This is a genomic window from Embleya sp. NBC_00896 (assembly GCF_045207785.1).
Lineage (GTDB): Bacteria > Actinomycetota > Actinomycetes > Streptomycetales > Streptomycetaceae > Embleya.
Genome location: NZ_CP108776.1, coordinates 6451454 through 6471733, shown reverse-complemented (window position 1 = coordinate 6471733; position 20280 = coordinate 6451454). Strand labels below are relative to the sequence as shown.

The window sequence follows — 20280 nt, the reverse complement described above, 5'->3', positions numbered from 1 at the left end:
ACGTGTTCACGAAGAACCCGACCAGATCGTCCAGACCCTCGTCAGTGCGCCCGGCCACCGCGGCACCGATCGGAATGTCCGTACCGGCACCGAGCCGGGACAACAACACCGCCAACCCCGCCTGCAACACCATGAACACGGTCACGCCCTCGGCCCGCGCCAACTCCACCAACCGCGCATGCACATCGGCGGGGATATCCAGCGGAACGCTGTGACCGCGGTGGCTCGCGACCGCCGGACGCGTGCGATCCACCGGAAGCTCCAACTCCTCGGGAGCACCAGCCAACTCCGCGTGCCAATAGGCGACTTGCCTGGACAGCACACTGTCCGGGTCGTTCTCGTCACCGAGCAATTCCCGCTGCCACAGCGCATAGTCCGCGTACTGCACCGGCAACGGCTCCCAACCCGGCGCACCACCCGCGCACCGCGCCGCGTAGGCGGTGGAGATGTCCCGGCCGAGCGGTCCCATCGACCAGCCGTCGCCCGCGATGTGATGCACCACCACGACCAGCACATGATCCTCGGGCCCGGTCGAGAACAACCACGCCCGAATCGGCACCTCCGCCGCCAGATCGAAGGCATGACCCGCCGCCCGCGCAACCGCATCCGCAAGCTCCGCCGGCGCCACCCGATCGACCCGCAGCTCCCACGCAAGTTCGTCGAGACCAAGAATCCGCTGGAACGGCTCACCGTCCTCCACCGCGAAAACCGTCCGCAACACCTCATGCCGACCGATGACATCCCGCACAGCGGCCGACAACGCGTCGCGGTCCACTCGTCCGGACAGTCGCACCACGTTCGGGGAGTTGTACGTGGAGCTTCGACCTTCCAGCTCGCCCAGGAACCACAAACGCCGCTGGGCGAACGACAACGGAATGCGCTCCGGCCGCTCCCGTGCCGACAACGCCGTCCGGGCCTCACCCGACCGAGCCAGGGCGGCGGCCAACCCGGCCACCGTGGGGGCCTCGAACAGGGTTCGGATATCCAGCTCCACGCGCAGCACCGCACGGACCCGCGACACCAACCGGGTCGCCAGGAGCGAATGGCCGCCCAACTCGAAGAAGTTGTCGTCGACCCCGACGCCCTCCAGTCCCAGGACCTGCGCGAAGGCCCCGCAGAGGATCTCCTCACGCGCGGTGGCCGGGCCTCGACCCGTACCCGGGGTGTAGTGCGGGGCCGGCAGCGCCCTGCGGTCCAGCTTCCCGTTGGCGGTCATCGGCAGCGCGGTCAGCACGACGATCGCCGACGGGACCATGTGGTCCGGCAACCGCCGGCCCACGAATTGGCGCAGTTGCTCGGGCAGGCTCGCGGCGTCGGCGGTGCCGCCATCCGGCGGGACGATGTAGGCGACCAGACGCTTGTCCCCGGCCTGGTCCATCGGGGCCGTGTCACCCGTGGCACCCGTGGCAGCGGTGGCGGCCAGGGGGCCGTCCGCACGCGCGACCACGGCGACCTGTGCGACCTGCGGGTGGGCGATCAGTGCGGCCTCGACCTCGCCGGGCTCGATCCGGAAGCCGCGAACCTTGACCTGATCATCCACCCGACCCGCGAAGACAAGCTCACCACTCGACTCCCAGCGGGCCCGGTCCCCGGTCCGGTACATCCGCTCACCGGAACCGAACGGGCAGGCCACGAACCGCTCACCGGTCAGCGCCGCCCGGCCGAGATAGCCGCGCGCCAGACTCGCGCCGGCGACGTAGAGTTCACCGGTCACCCCCGGCGGAACCGGACTCAGGCGGTCGTCCAGGACATAGGCCCTGGTGTTGAGGATCGGACCACCGATATCCGGCTCCCGACCGGATCCCAACGGCGCGGACATGGTCGCGCAGACGGTCGTCTCGGTCGGCCCGTAGGCATTGATCAACCGCCGCCCCGCCGCCCACCGGCCCGCCAGATCCGCGCTCAGGGCCTCGCCCGCGGAGACCAGCGTCCGCACCGAAGGCAGGCCCTGGGCGTCCAATACCCGCAGGACGGCCGGCGGCAGCGTGGCGTGGGTGACCCCGTGGCGCGCGATCACCTCCGTCAGTCCGGCCCCGGGGAGCAGTTCCTCCGCCGGGGCGACGACGAGTGCGGCGCCGCTGCCCAGCGCCATCACCAGTTCCCAGGACGCGGCGTCGAACCCGACCGAGGCGAATTGCAGGATCCGGCTGTCCCGGTCCACGCCGAGCCGGGCGATCTGGGTGCGGACCAGACTCGCCACCCCGGCGTGGGTCAGCGCCACGCCCTTGGGGCGACCGGTCGAACCCGACGTGTAGATCACGTACGCCAGCGCGGTCGGCGGCGCGGACACCGGCGAGGCGGTGCTCGGTCGGGCCGCGATGTCCGCCTCGACCCGCGCGTCGTCCAGGGCCACGGTCAGCACGCCGCGCACGGGCGGCAGGTCGTCCAGTACCTCTTCGGCGCCCAGCAGCGCGACGGCTCGACTGTCGGTGAGCATGAAGGCGATCCGCTCGGCCGGATACTGCGGATCGATCGGCAGATAAGCCGCCCCCGCGTCGAGTACCGCGAGCAGGGCCACGACCAGGTCCACTCCGCGGTCCATCACGACCGCGACCACCGACTCCGGGCCCACGCCCAGTCCGCGCAGATGCGCCGCCAATCGGCGTACGCGCGTGTCCAGTTGCGCGTAGGACAACGCGACGCCCTCGGCGATCACCGCGACCGCGTCCGGGGTCGCCTGGACGTGCGCCCGGAACAGCTCCGGCAGGGTGGACGCGGTCACTTCGGCGGAGGTGTCGTTCCATCCCAGCACCACGCGCGCCCGTTCGGCGTCGTCCAGCACCCCCACCGCGTCGAGCGGGACGTCCGTGTCGTGGTCGTCGGCCGGCGTCGCTTCCAGGGCGGCGAGGAGGTTCTCGATCGTGGTGTGCATCAGGCGCGTGACCAGGTGCGGATCGGCCGGCGCCAACGCGTCCACGCTCAGCGCGAAGCCTTCCGCCCCCCGGTCGTCGACCGACACGGCCAACGGGAAGTTGGTGCGGTCCCGGGTCAGCACGGACCGAATCCCCGCCAGACCGCCACCGCCGTGAACGTCGTCGGGCGCCGCGTCGGGCCGGCGGCCGCCGCTGTGGCGGTAGTTGAACAGGGCGGTGAACAGGGGCGCGTCCCCGGTGATGCCGGCGGCCCGCTGGGCCAGGGCGAGCGGGGCGTGTTCGTGTTCGAGGAGGGCGGCCAACTGCGTGCGCATGGCGGAGATCGCCGCGCGCGCACCGGTGTTCCGGAGGCGGACCCGGATGGGCAGCGTGTTCATGAACAGGCCGAGTGCCCGGTCGGCGCCGGCGCCGGCGTTCATGCGGCCGAACAGGACGGTGCCGAAGACCACGTCGTCGCGTCCGGACAGCACGGACAGCACCCGCGCCCAGGCCACGTGCAGCAGCGTGGCGGGGCTGACCCCGAGCCCGCGGGCGATCTCGCGGATGCGCCCGCCGACCTCCTCCCGGACGGGGAGGTCGGCGCGTCGGACCCCGGATCCGTCGCCGCGTACATCGAGCAGGCCGAAGGGGGTGGTGGGTTCGGTGACATCGCCGAGCAGGTCGGCGAAGTATCGTTCGTGGCCGCCTCGGCGCAGACTTTCCCGGGCCTGGACGACGAAGTCGCGGAACGGCAGGGCCGGGGCGAGGTCGTCGCCGCGTCCGGCGAGGAACGCCTGTACCTCTTGGAGCAGCACGTCCATGCCGGTGTGGTCCTGCACCATGTGGTGCACCCGCAGCATGCCCAGCCACCGGTCCCCGTCGGGCGCGACGGTGACGTGGGCGTCGATGAGCGGTGCGTGCGTGATGTCCATGCGCGGGCCGCCGGCGGCGAGCAGTCGGGCCACCGGGTCGTCGGCCGGGTCGGTGCCGGGCGCGGCGGGCGGAAGTTCGCGCACGGTCAGGGGCGCGTGCCGCTGGACGACCTGGACCGGGTCGTGGACCCCTTCCCAGACGATGGCGGTGCGGTAGATGTCGTGCCGGTCGACGACCTGTTGCAGCGCGTGCAGGAAGGCGTCCAGGCGCTCTCGGCTGTCGAACTCCAGGACGAAGGGGGTGATGTAGACGTCCCGTTCGTGCTCACCTGCGATCAGGTGGTGGAAGAGGATGCCCTCCTGGAGCGGCGCCAGCGGATAGACGTCGGCGATGTTCGCGGCCCCGCCTCGGACGGTGGCGGCGATGTGCTCGACCTCGGTGTCCGACAGATCCACCAGCGGCAACATGTCGGCCGTGAGCACCGTGCTGTCGGCCGAGATCCGGTTCGCCGGCACCGGCACCGGCTCCGGGCCGGCCAGATCGGCCAGGCCGGCCACCGTCGGCGTCTCGAACAGGGCGCGGATCTCGACGGAGACCCCCCGGACCCGCAGCCGTTCCACCAGCGTGACGGCCAGCAGCGAGTGTCCGCCCAGCTCGAAGAAGTTGTCGTCCACTCCCACCGTGTCCAGGCCGAGGACTTCGGCGAACACTCCGCACAGGATCTCTTCGCGCACGGTGGCCGGCCCGCGGCCCGCGCTGCCCGTGTAGTGCGGGGCGGGGAGGGCGTTGCGGTCGAGTTTCCCGTTGGCCGTCAGCGGCAGCGCGTCGAGGACGACGATCGCGGCGGGGACCATGTGCTCCGGAAGCCGCTGGGCGATGAACTTGCGGACCAGCTCGGCCAGTTCCCCGTCATCGCCCGCGTCCGGATCGGTCGGGACGATGTAGCCGACGAGGCGGGTGTCGCCGGGAGCGGTTTCCCGGCCGACCACGGCCGCCTGGGCGACCTGGGGATGGGCGAGCAGCGCGGTTCGGATCTCCGCGGGCTCGATCCGGAAGCCGTGGATCTTGATCTGGTCGTCGACGCGGCCGGCGAACACCAGCGCGCCGTCCGGCGTCCACTTGACCCGGTCGCCGGTCCGGTACATCCGCACGCCCGCGGCGAACGGGCAGGCCACGAAGCGCTCGCCGGTGAGCGCGGGTCGACCGAGATAGCCGCGGGCCAGGCCGGCGCCGGCGATGTAGAGTTCGCCGGTCACGCCCGTCGGCACGGGGGCCAGGTGGTCGTCCAGCACGTATACGCGGGTGTTGCCGATGGGCGTGCCGATCGGGACCGAGTCGTGGCGGAGCGCGTCCGGGGTGAGGCGGGTGGTGGTGACGCCGATCGTGGTCTCGGTCGGGCCGTAGTGGTTGAAGACGCCCCGGTTCCCGGCGGCGCGCAGCAGGTCGCGCACCCAACCGGGCGACGCGGCCTCACCGCCGAGCACCAGCGAGCCGGCCGGCAGCACGCCTCCCACGCCGATCACGCCGGTCAGCGCGGCCAGGTGGGAGGGCACCGCCTTGACGTGGTCGATCCGGTGCTCGGACAGGTATTCCGCGACGGCCGCGGGGTCGATCACGGTGTCGGCGTCCAGGATGTGCAGCTGCCCGCCGGTGGCCAGACTGGCGAACACCAGCGTGTTGCCCAGGTCGGTCACCTGGGATTGGAGCAGCGCGTACCGGGCTCCCGCGGCGCCCAGGCCGACCCGGGCGGGCGCCGAGGCCACGTAGTTCGCGAGTCCGCCGTGGGTGACGGCGACACCCTTCGGCTTTCCCGTAGAACCGGATGTGTAGATCACGTAGGCGAGTTCCGCCGGGTTCACCGACATCGGCCCGGCACCGTCGGCGGGTCCCGGACGTTCGGTGGCGGACACGAGGTCGTCGATCGCGACGGTGGGCAGGCGACCGGCGGGCAACTCCTCGAGCAACTCCTCGGTGCCGACCAGCGTGACGGCCCGGCTGTCCGCGAGCATGAAGGCGATCCGCTCGGACGGGTACTCCGGATCGATCGGCAGATAGGCGGCCCCCGCCTTCCACACACCCAGGATCGCCGCGATGGTGTCCACCCCGCGAGGCAGGCACAGCCCGACCACCGAGCCGGGTCCGACCCCGCGCCCCCGCAACTCCCGTGCCAGCGCCGCGGCTCGCGCGTCCAAGGCCGCGTAGGAGACCCGCTCGCCCGCGCACACCACCGCGACCGCGTCCGGGGTCCTCGCCACCTGGGCGGCCACCGAGTCCGGCACCATCGACACCGATGCGTCGTCGAGCGCGGTGTCGTTCCACTCCACCAACACCCGCGCGCGCTCGTCCGCGCCCAGTACGTCCACCGCACCGAGTCGGACGTCCGGATCGGCGATCAACGCCTCCAGCAGGGGCGCCCAGCGCCCGGCCATCGCCTCGACCGAACCCCGGTCGAACAGGTCGGCCGAGGCGGTGAATCCACCCCGCAACCCGGCGGGCCGGCCGAGGTCGTCGAATACCTGGGCGACCATGACGTCGAGGTCGAACTTCACGCCGGGTCGTGTTCCGGGCACCAACTCGACGTCCAGACCCGGCAGGTCCAGGACCGCGTCCACGGTGTTCTGCATGGTCAGGACGACCTGGAACAGCGGGTGACGGGCGAGGGACCGGGTCGGAGCGAGTTCCTCCACCAGTCGCTCGAACGGAACGTCCTGGTGGCCCAGCGCGCCCAACCCCGCCTCGCGAACACGGGCGAGAATCCCGGTGAAGGTCGGATCGGCGGACAGGTCGGTGCGGATCACGAGCGTGTTGACGAAGCAGCCGATCTGGCCGTCGAGGCTCTCGTCCGTCCGCCCGGCGACGGCCGACCCGATCGGGATGTCCGTGCCGGCGCCCAGCTTGGACAGCAGCACGGCGAGGCCGGCCTGTAGGACCATGAAGACGGTCACGCCCTCGTCCCTGGCCAACTCCACCAGCCGGGCGTGCAGTTCGGCCGACAGCTCCAACGGCACGGTGTGGCCGCGGTGGCTCGCGACCGCAGGGCGCGGACGGTCGAGGGGAAGGCCGAGTTCCTCCGGGACGCCGGCCAGCGCTTCCCGCCAATAGGCCAACTGGGTGCGCAGCACGCTGTCCGGGTCGTCGTCGCCGCCGAGGAGTTCGCGTTGCCACAGCGCGTAGTCCGCGTACTGCACCGGCAACGGCTCCCACTCCGGGGCTTGTTCTCGGCACCGGGCCGCGTACGCGGTGGAGATGTCCCGCGCCAGCGGGCCCATCGACCAGCCGTCCCCGGCGATGTGGTGCACGACCACGACCAGGACGTGCCGCTCGGGCCCGGTCGAGAGCAACGAGACCCGGATCGGCAGCTCGACCGACAGGTCGAAGGCGTACTCGGCCGCCCGCGTCACGGCGCCCGGCAGCTCCTCGGCGTCGATCGGGCCCAACACCTGGAGGTCCCAGGCGAGTTCCTCGGGGTGGAGGATCTCCTGGTACGGCTCGCCGTCCGCGACCGCGAACACCGTGCGGAGCACCTCGTGTCGACCGACGACATCGCGCAGCGCCGCCGAGAGCGCCTCGGTGTCCAGTCTTCCGTTCAGCCGCAGCACATTCGGGGCGTTGTAGGTGGCGCTGCGGCCTTCGAGCTGCTCCAGGAACCAGAGCCGGTGCTGGGCGAACGACAGCGGAATCCGCTCCGGTCGCTCGCGAGCCGTCAACGCCGCCTGCGCGGAACCCGCGCCGCCCAGCACCGCCGACAGCCTTGCGACCGTGGGTGCCTGGAAGAGTGCGCGGATCTCGACTTCGACGCCGAGGGCCGTGCGGATCCGCGAGATGAGTCGGGTGGCGAGCAGCGAGTGGCCACCGAGCTCGAAGAAGTTGTCGTCGACGCCGACCCGGTCGCACCCGAGGACCTGCGCGAACAGGGCGCAGAGGATCTCCTCCCGCGCCGTGACCGGTCCCCGCCCCGCGCCGGTGGTGTAGTCGGGGGCGGGAAGGGCTTTGCGGTCGAGCTTGCCGTTGGTGCTCAGCGGGAGGACGTCGAGGACCACGACGGCCGTCGGGATCATGTACTCCGGCAGCCGCTGTCCGATGAACTGCCGCAGCGCCTCGGGCAGGCCGCCGTCGTGGGTCCCGACGTCGCGGGACCCGACGTTCCGGGCCGCGACCACATACGCGACCAGGTGGGTGTCCGTGGCCTCGTCGCGGCGCGCGACCACGACCGCCCGAGCCACGTCGGGGTGGGCGGTGAGCGCGGTCTCGATCTCGGCCGGTTCGATCCGGAACCCGCGGATCTTGACCTGGTCGTCGACCCGGCCCGCGAAGACGAGTCGCCCCTCGGACGTCCACCGGGCGCGGTCGCCGGTGCGGTACATCCGCTCACCGGAACCGAACGGGCAGGCCACGAAGCGGTCGCCCGTCAACGCCGGCCGACCGATGTAGCCACGGGCGAGCTGTACACCGGCCAGATACAACTCGCCGGTGACGCCCGGAGGCACCGGCATCAACCGGTCGTCGAGGACGTACGTCCGAGTGTTGTGGACCGGCACGCCGATCGACACCGAGCCACCGTCGGCCTCCCCGGGACGGCATTGCCAGGCGGTCACGTCCACGGACGCTTCGGTGGGACCGTAGAGGTTGTGCAGCTCGACACCGTCGAAGACGGAGAAGAACCGGGCCTGGGTCTCGACCGGCAACGCTTCACCGCTACAGATCACCTGCCGCAGGCTCGCGCACCCGGCCGCGGTCGGCTCCCGCAGGAACGCGTCCAGCATCGAGGGCACGAAGTGCAGCACACTCACGCGCTGTTCCCGCGCCAGGGAGGCGATGTAGCGGGGATCCCTGTGCCCGTCGGGCCGGGCCACGACCAGGGTCGCACCGGACAGGAGCGTGCAGAAGAACTCCCAGACCGACACGTCGAAGACGAACGGGGTCTTCTGCATCACCCGATCGCCGACACCGATCCGATGGTGATCCCGCATCCACACCAAGCGGTTCACGACGCCGGCGTGCGGGACGACGACGCCCTTCGGTACCCCGGTCGAGCCCGAGGTGTAGATGACATACGCCGGACTCGCGCCCGTCGGCGGACCGGACCGCTCGGCATCGCTCAGGGCTCCGCCGTCGAGACGACCCAGCCGCGCTGCCGTGGCCGGTTCGTCGACCACCAGCACCGGCGCCGACACCGACTCACTCGACGCCGACACACTCGACGCCGACCCGACATCGGTGAGGACCTGCACCGGAGCCGCGTCACGCAGCATGAACGCGATTCGCTCCGCCGGGTACTGCGGGTCGATCGGCAAATACGCCCCACCGGCCTTCAACACACCCAACAACGCAACAACCAGATCGATCCCACGATCCATCACCACCGCGACAACCGACTCCGGACCCACCCCCACACCCACCAGACACCGAGCCAACCGATTCGCCCGCGCATCCAACTCCGCGTACGTCAGCTCGACACCCTCGAACACAACCGCCACCGCATCCGGCGCTTCCACCACCCGAGCCTCGAACAACTCCGGCACGGTCGTCGCCGCCACCTCGGCGGCGGTGTCGTTCCACTCGACGAGCACCCGCGACCGCTCGTCCTCGCCGAGCACATCGATGGCGCCGACGCGGGTCCGCGGGTCGTCGACCACCGCCCGCAAGGTCCGCAGCCAGCGGTCGGCCAGGACCGTGACCGAATCCACGTCGAACAGGTCGGCCGACCCGTTCAGGCCACCGCGCAGACCGATGGAGCGGCCATCCTCGTCCACGACCTCCGCGAGAATCAGCTCCAGGTCGAACTTCGACGCGGGCCTCATCTCGGAGACCAGCTCGACGTCCAGCCCGACCAGCTCCAGACTCGCCCGGGCGGTGTTCTGCAGGGTCAGCATCACCTGGAACAACGGGTGACGCGCCAAGGAGCGGGCGGGCGCGAGCTCCTCGACCAACCGCTCGAACGGCACATCCTGATGCCCGAAGGCGCCGATCCCGGCGGCGCGAACCCGACCCAGCAGCTCCCGGAACGTCGGATCGCCGGACAGGTCCGTACGCATCACCAGACTGTTGACGAAGCACCCGACCAGGTCGTCCAGACCCTCATCGGTACGACCGGCCACCGCGGCACCGACCGGAATATCCGTACCGGCGCCGAGGCGGGACAACATCACCGCCAGACCGGCCTGCAGGACCATGAACAACGTCACGCTCTCGGCCCGCGCCAACTCCTCCAGTCGAGCATGGAGTTCGGCGGGAATCTCCACGGGGACGTGGTGCCCGCGGTGGCCCGCGACCACCGGACGCGTTCGATCGACCGGCAGCTCCAGCTCCTCGGGAACGCCGGCCAGGGCGTCCCGCCAATAGGCGACCTGGGTCGACAGCACGCTGCCCGGATCCTCGTCGCTGCCCAGGAGTTCGCGCTGCCACAGCGCGTAGTCCGCGTACTGCACCGGCAACGGCGGCCACTCGGGGGCCCGTTGCGCGCATCGCGCCGCGTAGGCGGTCGAGATGTCCCGGCCCAGCGGGCCCCACGACCAACCGTCCCCCGCGATGTGATGCACCACCACGACCAGCACGTGCTCGCCGGACGCGACGGCAGCGGTCGATCCGAACAGCCAGGCCCTGATCGGAATCTCGGACGAGAGGTCGAAGGCGTATTCGGTCGCCCGCGTCACCGCGTCGGACAGGTCCTCGGTGTCGGCGAGGTCCACGACCTCCAGCTCCCAGGCCGGTTCCTCGGGGCCCAGGATCCTCTGATACGGCTCGCCGTCCGCGACCGCGAACACGGTGCGCAGCACCTCGTGTCGGGCGATGACGTCCCGCAGCGCCGCCGAGAGCGCGTGGGTGTCCGGTTTTCCGGTCAACCGCAGCACCGCGGGGATGTTGTGTGCCGGGTTCGGCCCATCCAGCTGCCCCAGGAACCACAACCGGCGCTGCGCGAATGACAACGGAATCATCAGGACTCCTCTGGTCTACGCATCGGCCGCAGGACCGGCCGGACTGACGTCTGATTGCCGATCCGACTCGCGAGCCCGGCAACCGTGGGGGCTTGGAAGAGGGCGCGGATCTCGAGTTCGACGCCGAGCGCCGTGCGGATCCGCGAGATGAGTCGGGTGGCGAGCAGCGAGTGGCCACCGAGTTCGAAGAAGTTGTCGTCGACGCCGACGCTGTCGCGCCCGAGGATCTGCGCGAACACGGTGCAGAGGATCTCCTCCTGCGCCGTGGCGGGTCCTCGATGTGTGGTCGCGGCGTAGTGCGGCGCGGGAAGGGCCTTGCGGTCGAGCTTGCCATTGGTGCTCAGCGGGAGGGCGTCCAGCACGACGAAGGCCGCCGGAATCATGTAATCGGGCAACCGTTGTCCAATGAACTGCCTCAGCACGTCCGGCAGTTCGCGGGTCCCCGCATCGGCGCCGCCGGTGCCGACGACGTAGGCGATCAGCCGGGTGTCCTCGGTCTCGTCCCGACGTGCGACCACGACCGCCCGAGCCACGTCGGGGTGGGCGGTGAGCGCGGTCTCGATCTCGGCCGGTTCGATCCGGAACCCGCGGATCTTGACCTGATCGTCGACCCGGCCCGCGAACACGACCTGACCATCGACCGTCCACCGGGCCCGGTCCCCGGTCCGGTACATCCGCTCACCGGAACCGAACGGGCACGCCACGAACCGCTCACCCGTCAACCCCGGCCGGCCGATGTAGCCACGGGCCAACTGCACCCCGGCCAGATACAACTCACCCGTGACCCCCGGCGGCACCGGAGCCAAACGCTCGTCCAGAACGAACACACGGGTGTTGTGGACCGGCGCACCGATCGGCACCGAGCCACCCTCGCCCCTGCCCGGACGGCACAGCCAGGCCGTGACGTCCACTGAAGCTTCGGTGGGACCGTAGAGGTTGTGCAGCTCGACACCGTCGAAGACGGTGAAGAACCGGGCCTGGGTCTCGATCGGCAACACTTCACCGCTACAGATCACCTGCCGCAGGTCCGTGCACCCGGTGACGGTCGGCTCGTCCAGGAACGCGGCCAGCATCGACGGTACGAAGTGCATGACGCTCACCCGCTGTTCCCGCGCCAAGGCGGCGATATAGCGGGGATCCCGGTGTCCGTCGGGACGAGCCACGACCAATGTCGCACCCGCCGCCAGGGTGCAGAAGAACTCCCACACCGACACGTCGAACACGAACGGCGTCTTCTGCATCACCCGATCGCCGACACCGATCCGGTGCTGCTCCCGCATCCACACCAACCGGTTCACAACCCCGGCGTGCGAAACCAGCACGCCCTTCGGCAACCCCGTGGAACCGGAGGTGTAGATCACATACGCCGGGCTCGAACCCGTCGGCCCACCGCGGCGTTCGGCATCACTCGGCGTCCCGCCGTCGAGGCGACCCAGCTCCGCGACCGTGCCCGGTTCATCGACCACGATCACCGGCACCGCGCCCGACGCATCCGGCATCGAGGCCGCCGACGCCGCCGAGACCAGCACACACGTCGCGCCGGCGTCCGCGAGCATGAACGCGATCCGCTCCGCCGGGTACTGCGGGTCGATCGGCAAGTACGCCCCACCGGCCTTCAACACACCCAACAACGCAACAACCAGATCGATCCCACGATCCATCACCACCGCGACGACCGACTCCGGACCCACCCCCACACCCACCAGACACCGAGCCAACCGATTCGCCCGCGCATCCAACTCCGCGTACGTCAGCTCGACACCCTCGAACACAACCGCCACCGCATCCGGCGCTTCCACCACCCGAGCCTCGAACAACCCCGGCACCGTCACCGCCGCCACATCGACAGCCGTGTCGTTCCACCCCACCAACACCCGCGACCGCTCATCGGCGTCCAACACATCCACCGCACCGAGCCGGGACGTCGGGTCGTCGACCACCGCCCGCAAGGTCCGCAGCCAACGACCGGCCAGCACCTCGATCGACTCGACGTCGAACAGGTCGGCCGACCCGGTCAGGCCACCGCTCAGACCGGCCGGTCGGCCATGCTCGTCGATGCCCTCCGCGAGCGACATCTCCAGGTCGAACTTCGACGCCGGCTTCATCCCGGAGACCAACTCGACGTCCAGCCCCGCGAGTTCCAATTCAGCCCGAGCGGTGTTCCGCAGGGTCAACATCACCTGGAACAACGGGTGACGCGCCAGGGACCGAGTGGGCGCGAGCTCCTCCACCAACCGCTCGAACGGCACGTCCTGATGCCCGAACGCACTCAAGCCCGCCTCGCGGACCCGGCCCAGCACCTCCACGAACGTCGGATCGCCGGACAGGTCCGTGCGCATCACCAGACTGTTGACGAAACACCCGACTAGTTCGTCCAGACCCTCATCGGTTCGACCGGCCACCGCGGCACCGACCGGAATATCCGTACCCGCGCCCAGCTTCGACAACAGCACGGCGAGACCGGCCTGCAACACCATGAACACGGTCACGCCCTCGGCCCGCGCCAACTGCACGAGCCGGGTGTGGAGTTCGGCCGAGATCTCCAGGGGGACGCTGTGTCCGCGATAGCCGCTCGCCACCGGGCGCGGGTGGTCGACGGGAAGGGCGAGCTCCTCCGGCGCACCGGCCAGCGCGTCGCGCCAATAGGCCACCTGCGTCGACAACACGCTGTCGGGATCCTCGTCACCGCCGAGCAGTTCGCGCTGCCACAACGCGTAGTCCGCGTACTGCACCGGCAACGGTTCCCACTCCGGCGCCCGCCCCTGACACCGGGCCGCGTACGCCCGCGCGATGTCCCGGCCCAGCGGCCCCCACGACCAACCGTCCCCGGCGATGTGGTGCAGCACCACGACCAGGACGTGTTCGCCGGGTCCGGTCGAGAGCAGCGACGCCCTGATCGGCAGTTCGTACGACAGGTCGAAGGCGTGCTCGGCCGCCCGTGTCACCGCTCCGGGCAGGTCCGCGAGGTCGGCCAGGTCCACCGCCTCCAGTTCCCAGGTCGGCTCCTCGGGGCCGAGGATCTCCTGGTACGGCTCGCCGTCCGCGACCGCGAACACCGTGCGCAGCACCTCGTGTCGGCCGACGACGTCGCGCAGCGCCGCCCCCAGCGCGGCCCGGTCCAGGTCTCCCGTCAGTCGGGCCACCACCGGGATGTTGTAGGTCGGGTTCGGGCCGTCCAGTTGCCCGAGGAACCAGAGCCGCTGCTGGGCGAACGACAGCGGCACCCGCTCGGGGCGCTCGCGGACCGCCAACACCGTCCGGGCCCGATCGGCGCCGGCGAGCGTGGCCGCGAGCCCCGCGACCGTCGGCGTCTCGAACAGGGCCCGGACCTCCAACTCCACGCCCAGCACCGACCGCACCCGGGACACCAGGCGCGTCGCCAGCAGCGAGTGGCCGCCCAGCTCGAAGAAGTTGTCGTCCACGCCCACCGACGCCAGGCCCAGGACGTCGGCGAAGACCCCGCAGAGGATCTCCTCCGGCAGGCCGGCGGGTCCTCGGCCGGTGTCCGCGGCGCCGAGGTGTTCCGGGGCCGGCAGGGCGTTGCGGTCGAGCTTGCCGTTGCCGGTGAGCGGCAGGGTGTCCAGGACGACGACGGCGGAGGGGACCATGTGCTCGGGCAACCGCTGGGCCAGGAACGTCCGGATCCGTTCCGGCAGCCCGTCGTCGTCCGTGCGATCGGTGGGGACGACGTACGCGGTGAGGCGCGGGTCGTTCGGGACGTCCTCGCGGGCGATGACGGCGGCCCGGGCGACCAGGGGGTGGCCGGCGAGCGTGGTCTGGATCTCGGCGGGTTCGATCCGGTGACCGCGGATCTTGACCTGGTCGTCGACCCGGCCGGCGAAGACGAGTTGTCCCTCCGCCGTCCACCGGGCGCGGTCGCCGGTGCGGTACATCCGCGCACCGGACCCGAACGGGCACGCCACGAACCGCTCGCCCGTGAGGGCGGGCCGGCCGACGTAGCCGCGGGCCAGGCCCGCGCCGGCTATGTAGAGCTCGCCGACCACTCCGATCGGTACCGGGCGCAGCGACTCGTCGAGCACGTACGTTCGGGTGTTCCCGATGGGGGTGCCGATCGGGACGGCGCCGTTCGCGAGGAGCCGGGGGGTCAGCCGGGTGGTGGTGACCCCGATGGTGGTCTCGGTCGGGCCGTAGTGGTTGAACACCCCTCGGTCCCCGGCCGCGTGCACGAGGTCACGGGCCCAGGCGGGAGACGCCGCCTCGCCGCCGAGGATCAGTGATCCCGCCGGCAGTACACCGGCCATGCCGGACCGACCGGCGAGGGCGGCCAGGTGCGAGGGCACGGCCTTGACGTGGTCGATGCGTTGCTCGGCCAGGTAGCCGGCCACGGCTGCCGGGTCGAGGACGGTGTCGGCGTCCAGGATGTGCAGTTCCCCACCGGTGGCCAGACTGCAGAACACCATCGTGTTGCCGAGGTCCGTCACCTGGGGTTGGAGCAGTGCGTAGCGCGCTCCCGGCGTGCCGAGACCGATCCGCCGGGGCACCGTCGTCACGTAGTTCGTCAGCGAACCGTGGGTGACCGCGACGCCCTTGGGCAGCCCGGTCGAACCCGAGGTATAGATGACGTAGGCCAGCCCGGCGGGACCGACCGCCGGTCGCGGGCCGGGGTCCGTGCCCGTGGCCGGCCCGGCGGCGGTCGGCACGTCGTCGATCGACACCACCCGCACCCCGCCGGCCGGCAGGTCGTCGGCGACCTCGTCGGTGGCGATCAGCAGCACCGCCCGGCTGTCGGCGAGCATGAACGCGATCCGCTCCACCGGTTGCCGGGCGTCGATCGGCAGGTACGCGGCGCCGGCCTGCCACACGCCCAGGATCGCCGCGATCATGTCCACGCCCTGGGGCAGGCACAACCCGACCACCGACTCCGGGCCCACCCCCGATCCGATCAGGTACCGGGTCAGTCGGTCGGCCCGCTCCCGCAGGTGCGCGTACGAGGTCCGAGTTCCGGCGCAGGCCACCGCCACGGCGTCCGGGGTCCGCGCGACCTGGGCCCGGAACAGCTCCGGGACCGTCGGGTCCGGCACGTCGGCGGCGGTGTCGTTCCATCGCGCGAGTACCAGGGCCCGCTCGGCCTCGTCGAGGAGATCCACCGCGCTCGGCCGGATGTGGGGGGTCGCGGTGACGGTCCGCAGGACCCGGACCCAGCGCTCGGCGATCGCCCGCGCCGATTCGGGGTCGAACAGGTCCGCCGCCGCGGTGACCGAACCGCGCAGTCCGGCCGGGCGGGCCTGGTCGTCGAAGACCTCGGCGACCATGACGTCGAGGTCGAACTTCACGCCCGGCCGGGCCTCGGACATCAACTCGACGTCCAGGCCCGGCAGTTCCAACACGGTGTCGACGGTGTTCTGCATGGTCAGGACCACCTGGAACAGCGGGTGGCGGGCCAGGGAGCGGGTGGGGGCGAGTTCTTCGACCAGCCGCTCGAAGGGCACGTCCTGATGCGCGAAGGCGCCCAGGCTGGTGTCCCGGACTCGGGCGAGCAGTTCGGTGAACGCGGGGTCGCCGGTGAGGTCGGTGCGCACGACGAGCGTGTTGACGAAGCATCCGACCAGCTCGTCGAGGCTCTCGTCGGTACGGCCGGCCACGGCCGAGCCGATCGGGATGTCCGGGCCCGCTCCCAGCCGGGACAGCAGCACCGCGAGGGCCGCCTGGAGGACCATGTACACGGTCACGCCCCCGGCTCGGGCCAGCTCCACGACGGCCCGATGCAGGTCGGCGGGGAGTTCGAACGGGACGCTGTGTCCGCGGTGCCCGGCGACCGCCGGTCGGGCGCGATCGGCCGGGAGGGCCAATTCCTCGGGGGCACCGGCCAGGGCGTCGCGCCAGTAGCGGACCTGGGCCGACATCAGGCTGTCCGGATCGTCCTCGGCGCCCAGGAGTTCGCGTTGCCACAGCGCGTAGTCCGCGTACTGGACCGGCAACGGCGTCCACCGCGGCGCCCGTCCCCGGGCCCGGGCGGCGTACGCGGTCGAGAGGTCGCGTCCGAGCGGGCCCATCGACCAGCCGTCGCCGGCGATGTGGTGCACCACCACGACCAGGACGTGTTCCTCGGCGCCGGCCGCGAACAGCCAGGCGCGGAGCGGCGCTTCCGTCCCCAGGTCGAACGCGTAACCGGCGGCCCGGTCCACCGCACCCGCCAGCTCCGCGCCGGAGACGTGCTCCACCTGGAGTTCCCGGCCCAGTTCGTCGACGTCCAGGATCCGCTGGTGCGGCCGGCCGTCCTCGGCGGGGAGCACGGTGCGCAGCGCCTCGTGGCGCTCCAGCACGTCGCGCAGCGCGCGGGAGAGGGCCTGCGGATCCAGCTCGCCGGACAGGCGCAGGATGATCGGCGCGTTGTAGGTGGTGCTGCGGCCTTCGAGCTGTTCCAGGAACCAGAGCCGCTGTTGCGCGAAGGACAGCGGGACGTGTTCCGGGCGGTCCCGCACGGTGAGCGGCGTCCGGGTGCGGGCGGCGCCGGAGGCGGGCCGGGCCAGGTGGGCGGCCAGGCCGGTCGGGGTGGGGGTGCGAAACAGTTCCCGGATCTCCAGGTCGGCGCCGAGCACCGCGCGGATGCGCGAGATCAGCCGGGTGGCCAGGAGGGAGTGCCCGCCGAGTTCGAAGAAGTTGGCGTCGGCGCCCACCGCGTCCAGGTCCAGCACCTCGGCGAAGATCCCGCACAGGATCTCCTCTTCCGGCGTGGTCGATCGGCCGGTGCCGGCGGTGTGTTCGGGCGTGGGGAGGGCTCTGCGGTCGATCTTGCCGCTGACCGTCAGCGGGAACTCCGGCAGCGCGAGGATCGCCGAGGGCACCATGTACTCCGGCAGTCGCTGCGCGAGGAACCCCCGCAGCAACTCGGGCACCGTGTCGGCGAACCGGGCGCCGGTGACGGCGGCGTCGCCGGTGTCGGCGCGGTCGTCGCCGGCCTCGGTCGGGACGATGTAGGCGAGCAGGCGCTTGTCGCCGGAGGCGGTGTCGCGGGCGATGACGACGGCCTGCGCGACCGCGGGGTGCGCGCGCAGCGTGGTCTCGATCTCGGCGGGCTCGATCCGGAAGCCGCGGATCTTGATCTGCTCGTCGACCCGGCCGGCGAAGGCCAGTTCCCCGTCCGGTGTCCATCGCACCCGGTCCCCGGTGCGGTACATCCGGCCGCCGGCCCGGAAGGGATCGGCGACGAATCGTTCGGCGGTCAAGGCGGCGCGTCCCACGTATCCGCGCGCCAGACTCGGGCCGGCGACGTAGAGTTCACCGGTCGTTCCGACGGGCACCGGGGCCAGGCAGTCGTCGAGGACGTACACGCGGGTGTTGGCGATGGGGGTACCGATGCCGGGATCCGCACCGGCGCGCAGCGGCTCGGACATGGTGGCGCAGACGGTGGTCTCGGTCGGCCCGTAGGCGTTGATCAGGTGTCGCAGCGGCGCCCACCGGCTCGCGAGTTCGCGGCCGAGGGCCTCGCCCGCGGAGACCAGGGTGCGTACCGACGCGAGGTCGTGGGGGTCGAGTACGGCCAGGACCGCCGGCGGCAGCGTCGCATGGGTCACGGCGTGCCGGGCGACCACGTCGGCCAGGCCCGTGCCCGGCAGCAGCTCCTTCGCCGGGGCCACCACCAGCGCGGCGCCGGTGCACAGTGCCATCACCACTTCCCAGGTCGCCGCGTCGAACCCGATCGAGGCGAACTGCAGTACCCGGCTGCCCTCGTCGACGCCCAGCCGGTCGGCCTGCGTGGCCACCAGGCCGGCCACCCCGGCGTGGGTGAGGGCGACGCCCTTGGGTCGGCCGGTCGAGCCGGACGTGTAGATCACATACGCCAGTCCCGCGAGGGCGGGGTGGCGGTCGGGCAAGGTGGCGGGGTGGGCGGCGATCGTCGCCCGGACCCGGGGGTCGTCCAGGGCCACGGGCAGCACGCCGCGCACGGGCAGCTCGTCGAGCACGTCGTCGGCGCCGAGCAGCACCGCGGCCCGGCTGTCGGCGAGCATGAACGCGACGCGTTCCAGGGGTTGTCGCGGATCGATGGGCAGGTAGGCCGCGCCGGCCTTGAGCACCGCCAGCAGGGCCGCGACCAGGTCGACGCCGCGGTCCAGGACGACCGCGACCACCGATTCCGGGCCCACTCCGAGGCCGGTCAGGTGGTGCGCCAACCGGTTCGCCCGCGCGTCCAGGTCCGCGTAGGACAGCTGTCCGTCGGCGAACAGCACGGCCGGCGCCTCCGGCGTGCGCGTGGCCTGCCGCTGGAACAGTTCCGCCGCGGTCAGGGCCGGTACCTCGACCGCGGTGTCGTTCCAGTGCGTCAGCAGCCGGGTGCGCTCGTCCGCGTCGAGGAGTTCGGCCCGGCTGATCGGGTCGGTCGTCGAGGCGCTCGCGATCCACCGCAGCACCCGGAGGAAGCGCCGCGAGAGGTCTTCCGCCGCCGCCGGTTCGTGCAGGTCACAGTTGACGTCGACGTCGATCTGGACGCCGGTCGCGCCCGACCGGTCGTAGACGTTGATCTGTTGATCCTCGATCGGCCCGTAGGAGACGTTGCGGGCGGTGGCGGTGCAGTCGCCGAAGCGCATCGAGTAGTCGAAGCTCATGACGTTGACGACCAGGCCGCACAGCGATGCGCCGTCGACGAGTCGCAGATCGCGGAGCATGTCCTCGTAGCGGTAGCGCTGATGCCGCAGGCCGGACCTGATCGCGGTGGAGGTCTGTCGGAGGAGATCGGCGACGGACGTCCGGGGGCCGATCCGAAATCGCAGCGGCATGACGTTGGCGGTCATCCCGGGAACCCCGAGTTCGCGCCGCCCGATCCGGCCGAGGACGGGGACGCCCAGGACGACGTCCCGCGCCCCGGTGACCCGGTGTTGGTGGACGGCCGCCGCCGCGATCGCCAACCCGGCGAGGCTCGTCTTGAGCCGGCGCGCGGCCGCCTTGAGCTCGGCGGTGTGCTCGATCCCGAGTTCGTCGGTGTGTCGGGCCTGCGCGCTCGGCAGTCGCCGCACGTATCGGCCGCCGCGTTCGGTGGATTCCGCCAGGCCCGACAGGGCGTCGAGCCAGAAGTCGCGGTCGGTGTCGAAGTCGGCCGACTCGCGGTAGGAGCGGTCCGCCTCGACCAGGACGGAGACCGACTCCAGCGCGCCCTCGGCCGGATCGCGGCCTTCCACGAGCGCCGTGTAGACCCGGGCCACCCGGGCGGCGACCACCGAACCACCGTGGCCGTCCATGACGAGGTGGTGGACCCGTTGGTACCACAGCAGCCGGCCCGGTCCCAACGTCAGCACCACGAACGCGAACAGCCGGCCGTCGGCGGGATCCACCCGCTGCCGGATGTCCTGTCGCATCCACCGTTCTGCGGCCGCGCGCGGATCCGCCTCGCCGCCGAGGTCGACCACCCGGACGAGGTGGTCGGCCGCGGCGTCGACGTACTGCCGGGGAGCCCCGTCGACGCTGACGAAGCGCAGGCTGTAGGTCTCGGCCTCGGCGAGCACGTGCCGCAGGGCCCGGACGAAGAGGTCCACGTCGATCTCGCCGTGGAGTTCGAGGTACTCGCCGACGTTGTAGACCACGTTCTCGGGTGCGACCTCGTGGGCGTACCACACGCCCAGCTGACCGGCCGTCAGTTCCCAAAGCACAGCCTCGGCTGCGGCCAT

The 20280-nt window shown here is 71.5% G+C and carries 2 protein-coding genes (1 of these 2 running past the window's edge); both read right to left on the bottom strand.

The features are described from left to right. Positions 1-10660, bottom strand: the 5' end (the start) of a protein-coding gene (locus OG928_RS29185; RefSeq protein WP_406289191.1) for a non-ribosomal peptide synthase/polyketide synthase. 15290 nt of this gene lie to the left of the window's left edge; 10660 of the gene's 25950 nt are visible here — the first part of the coding sequence; the start codon lies at positions 10658-10660; the stop codon falls past the left edge of the window. Further along, complete coding sequence (locus OG928_RS29180; protein WP_406289188.1) at positions 10660-20280, bottom strand: amino acid adenylation domain-containing protein; 9621 nt, start codon at positions 20278-20280, stop codon at positions 10660-10662. The genes OG928_RS29185 and OG928_RS29180 overlap by 1 nt, the downstream gene beginning before the upstream one ends.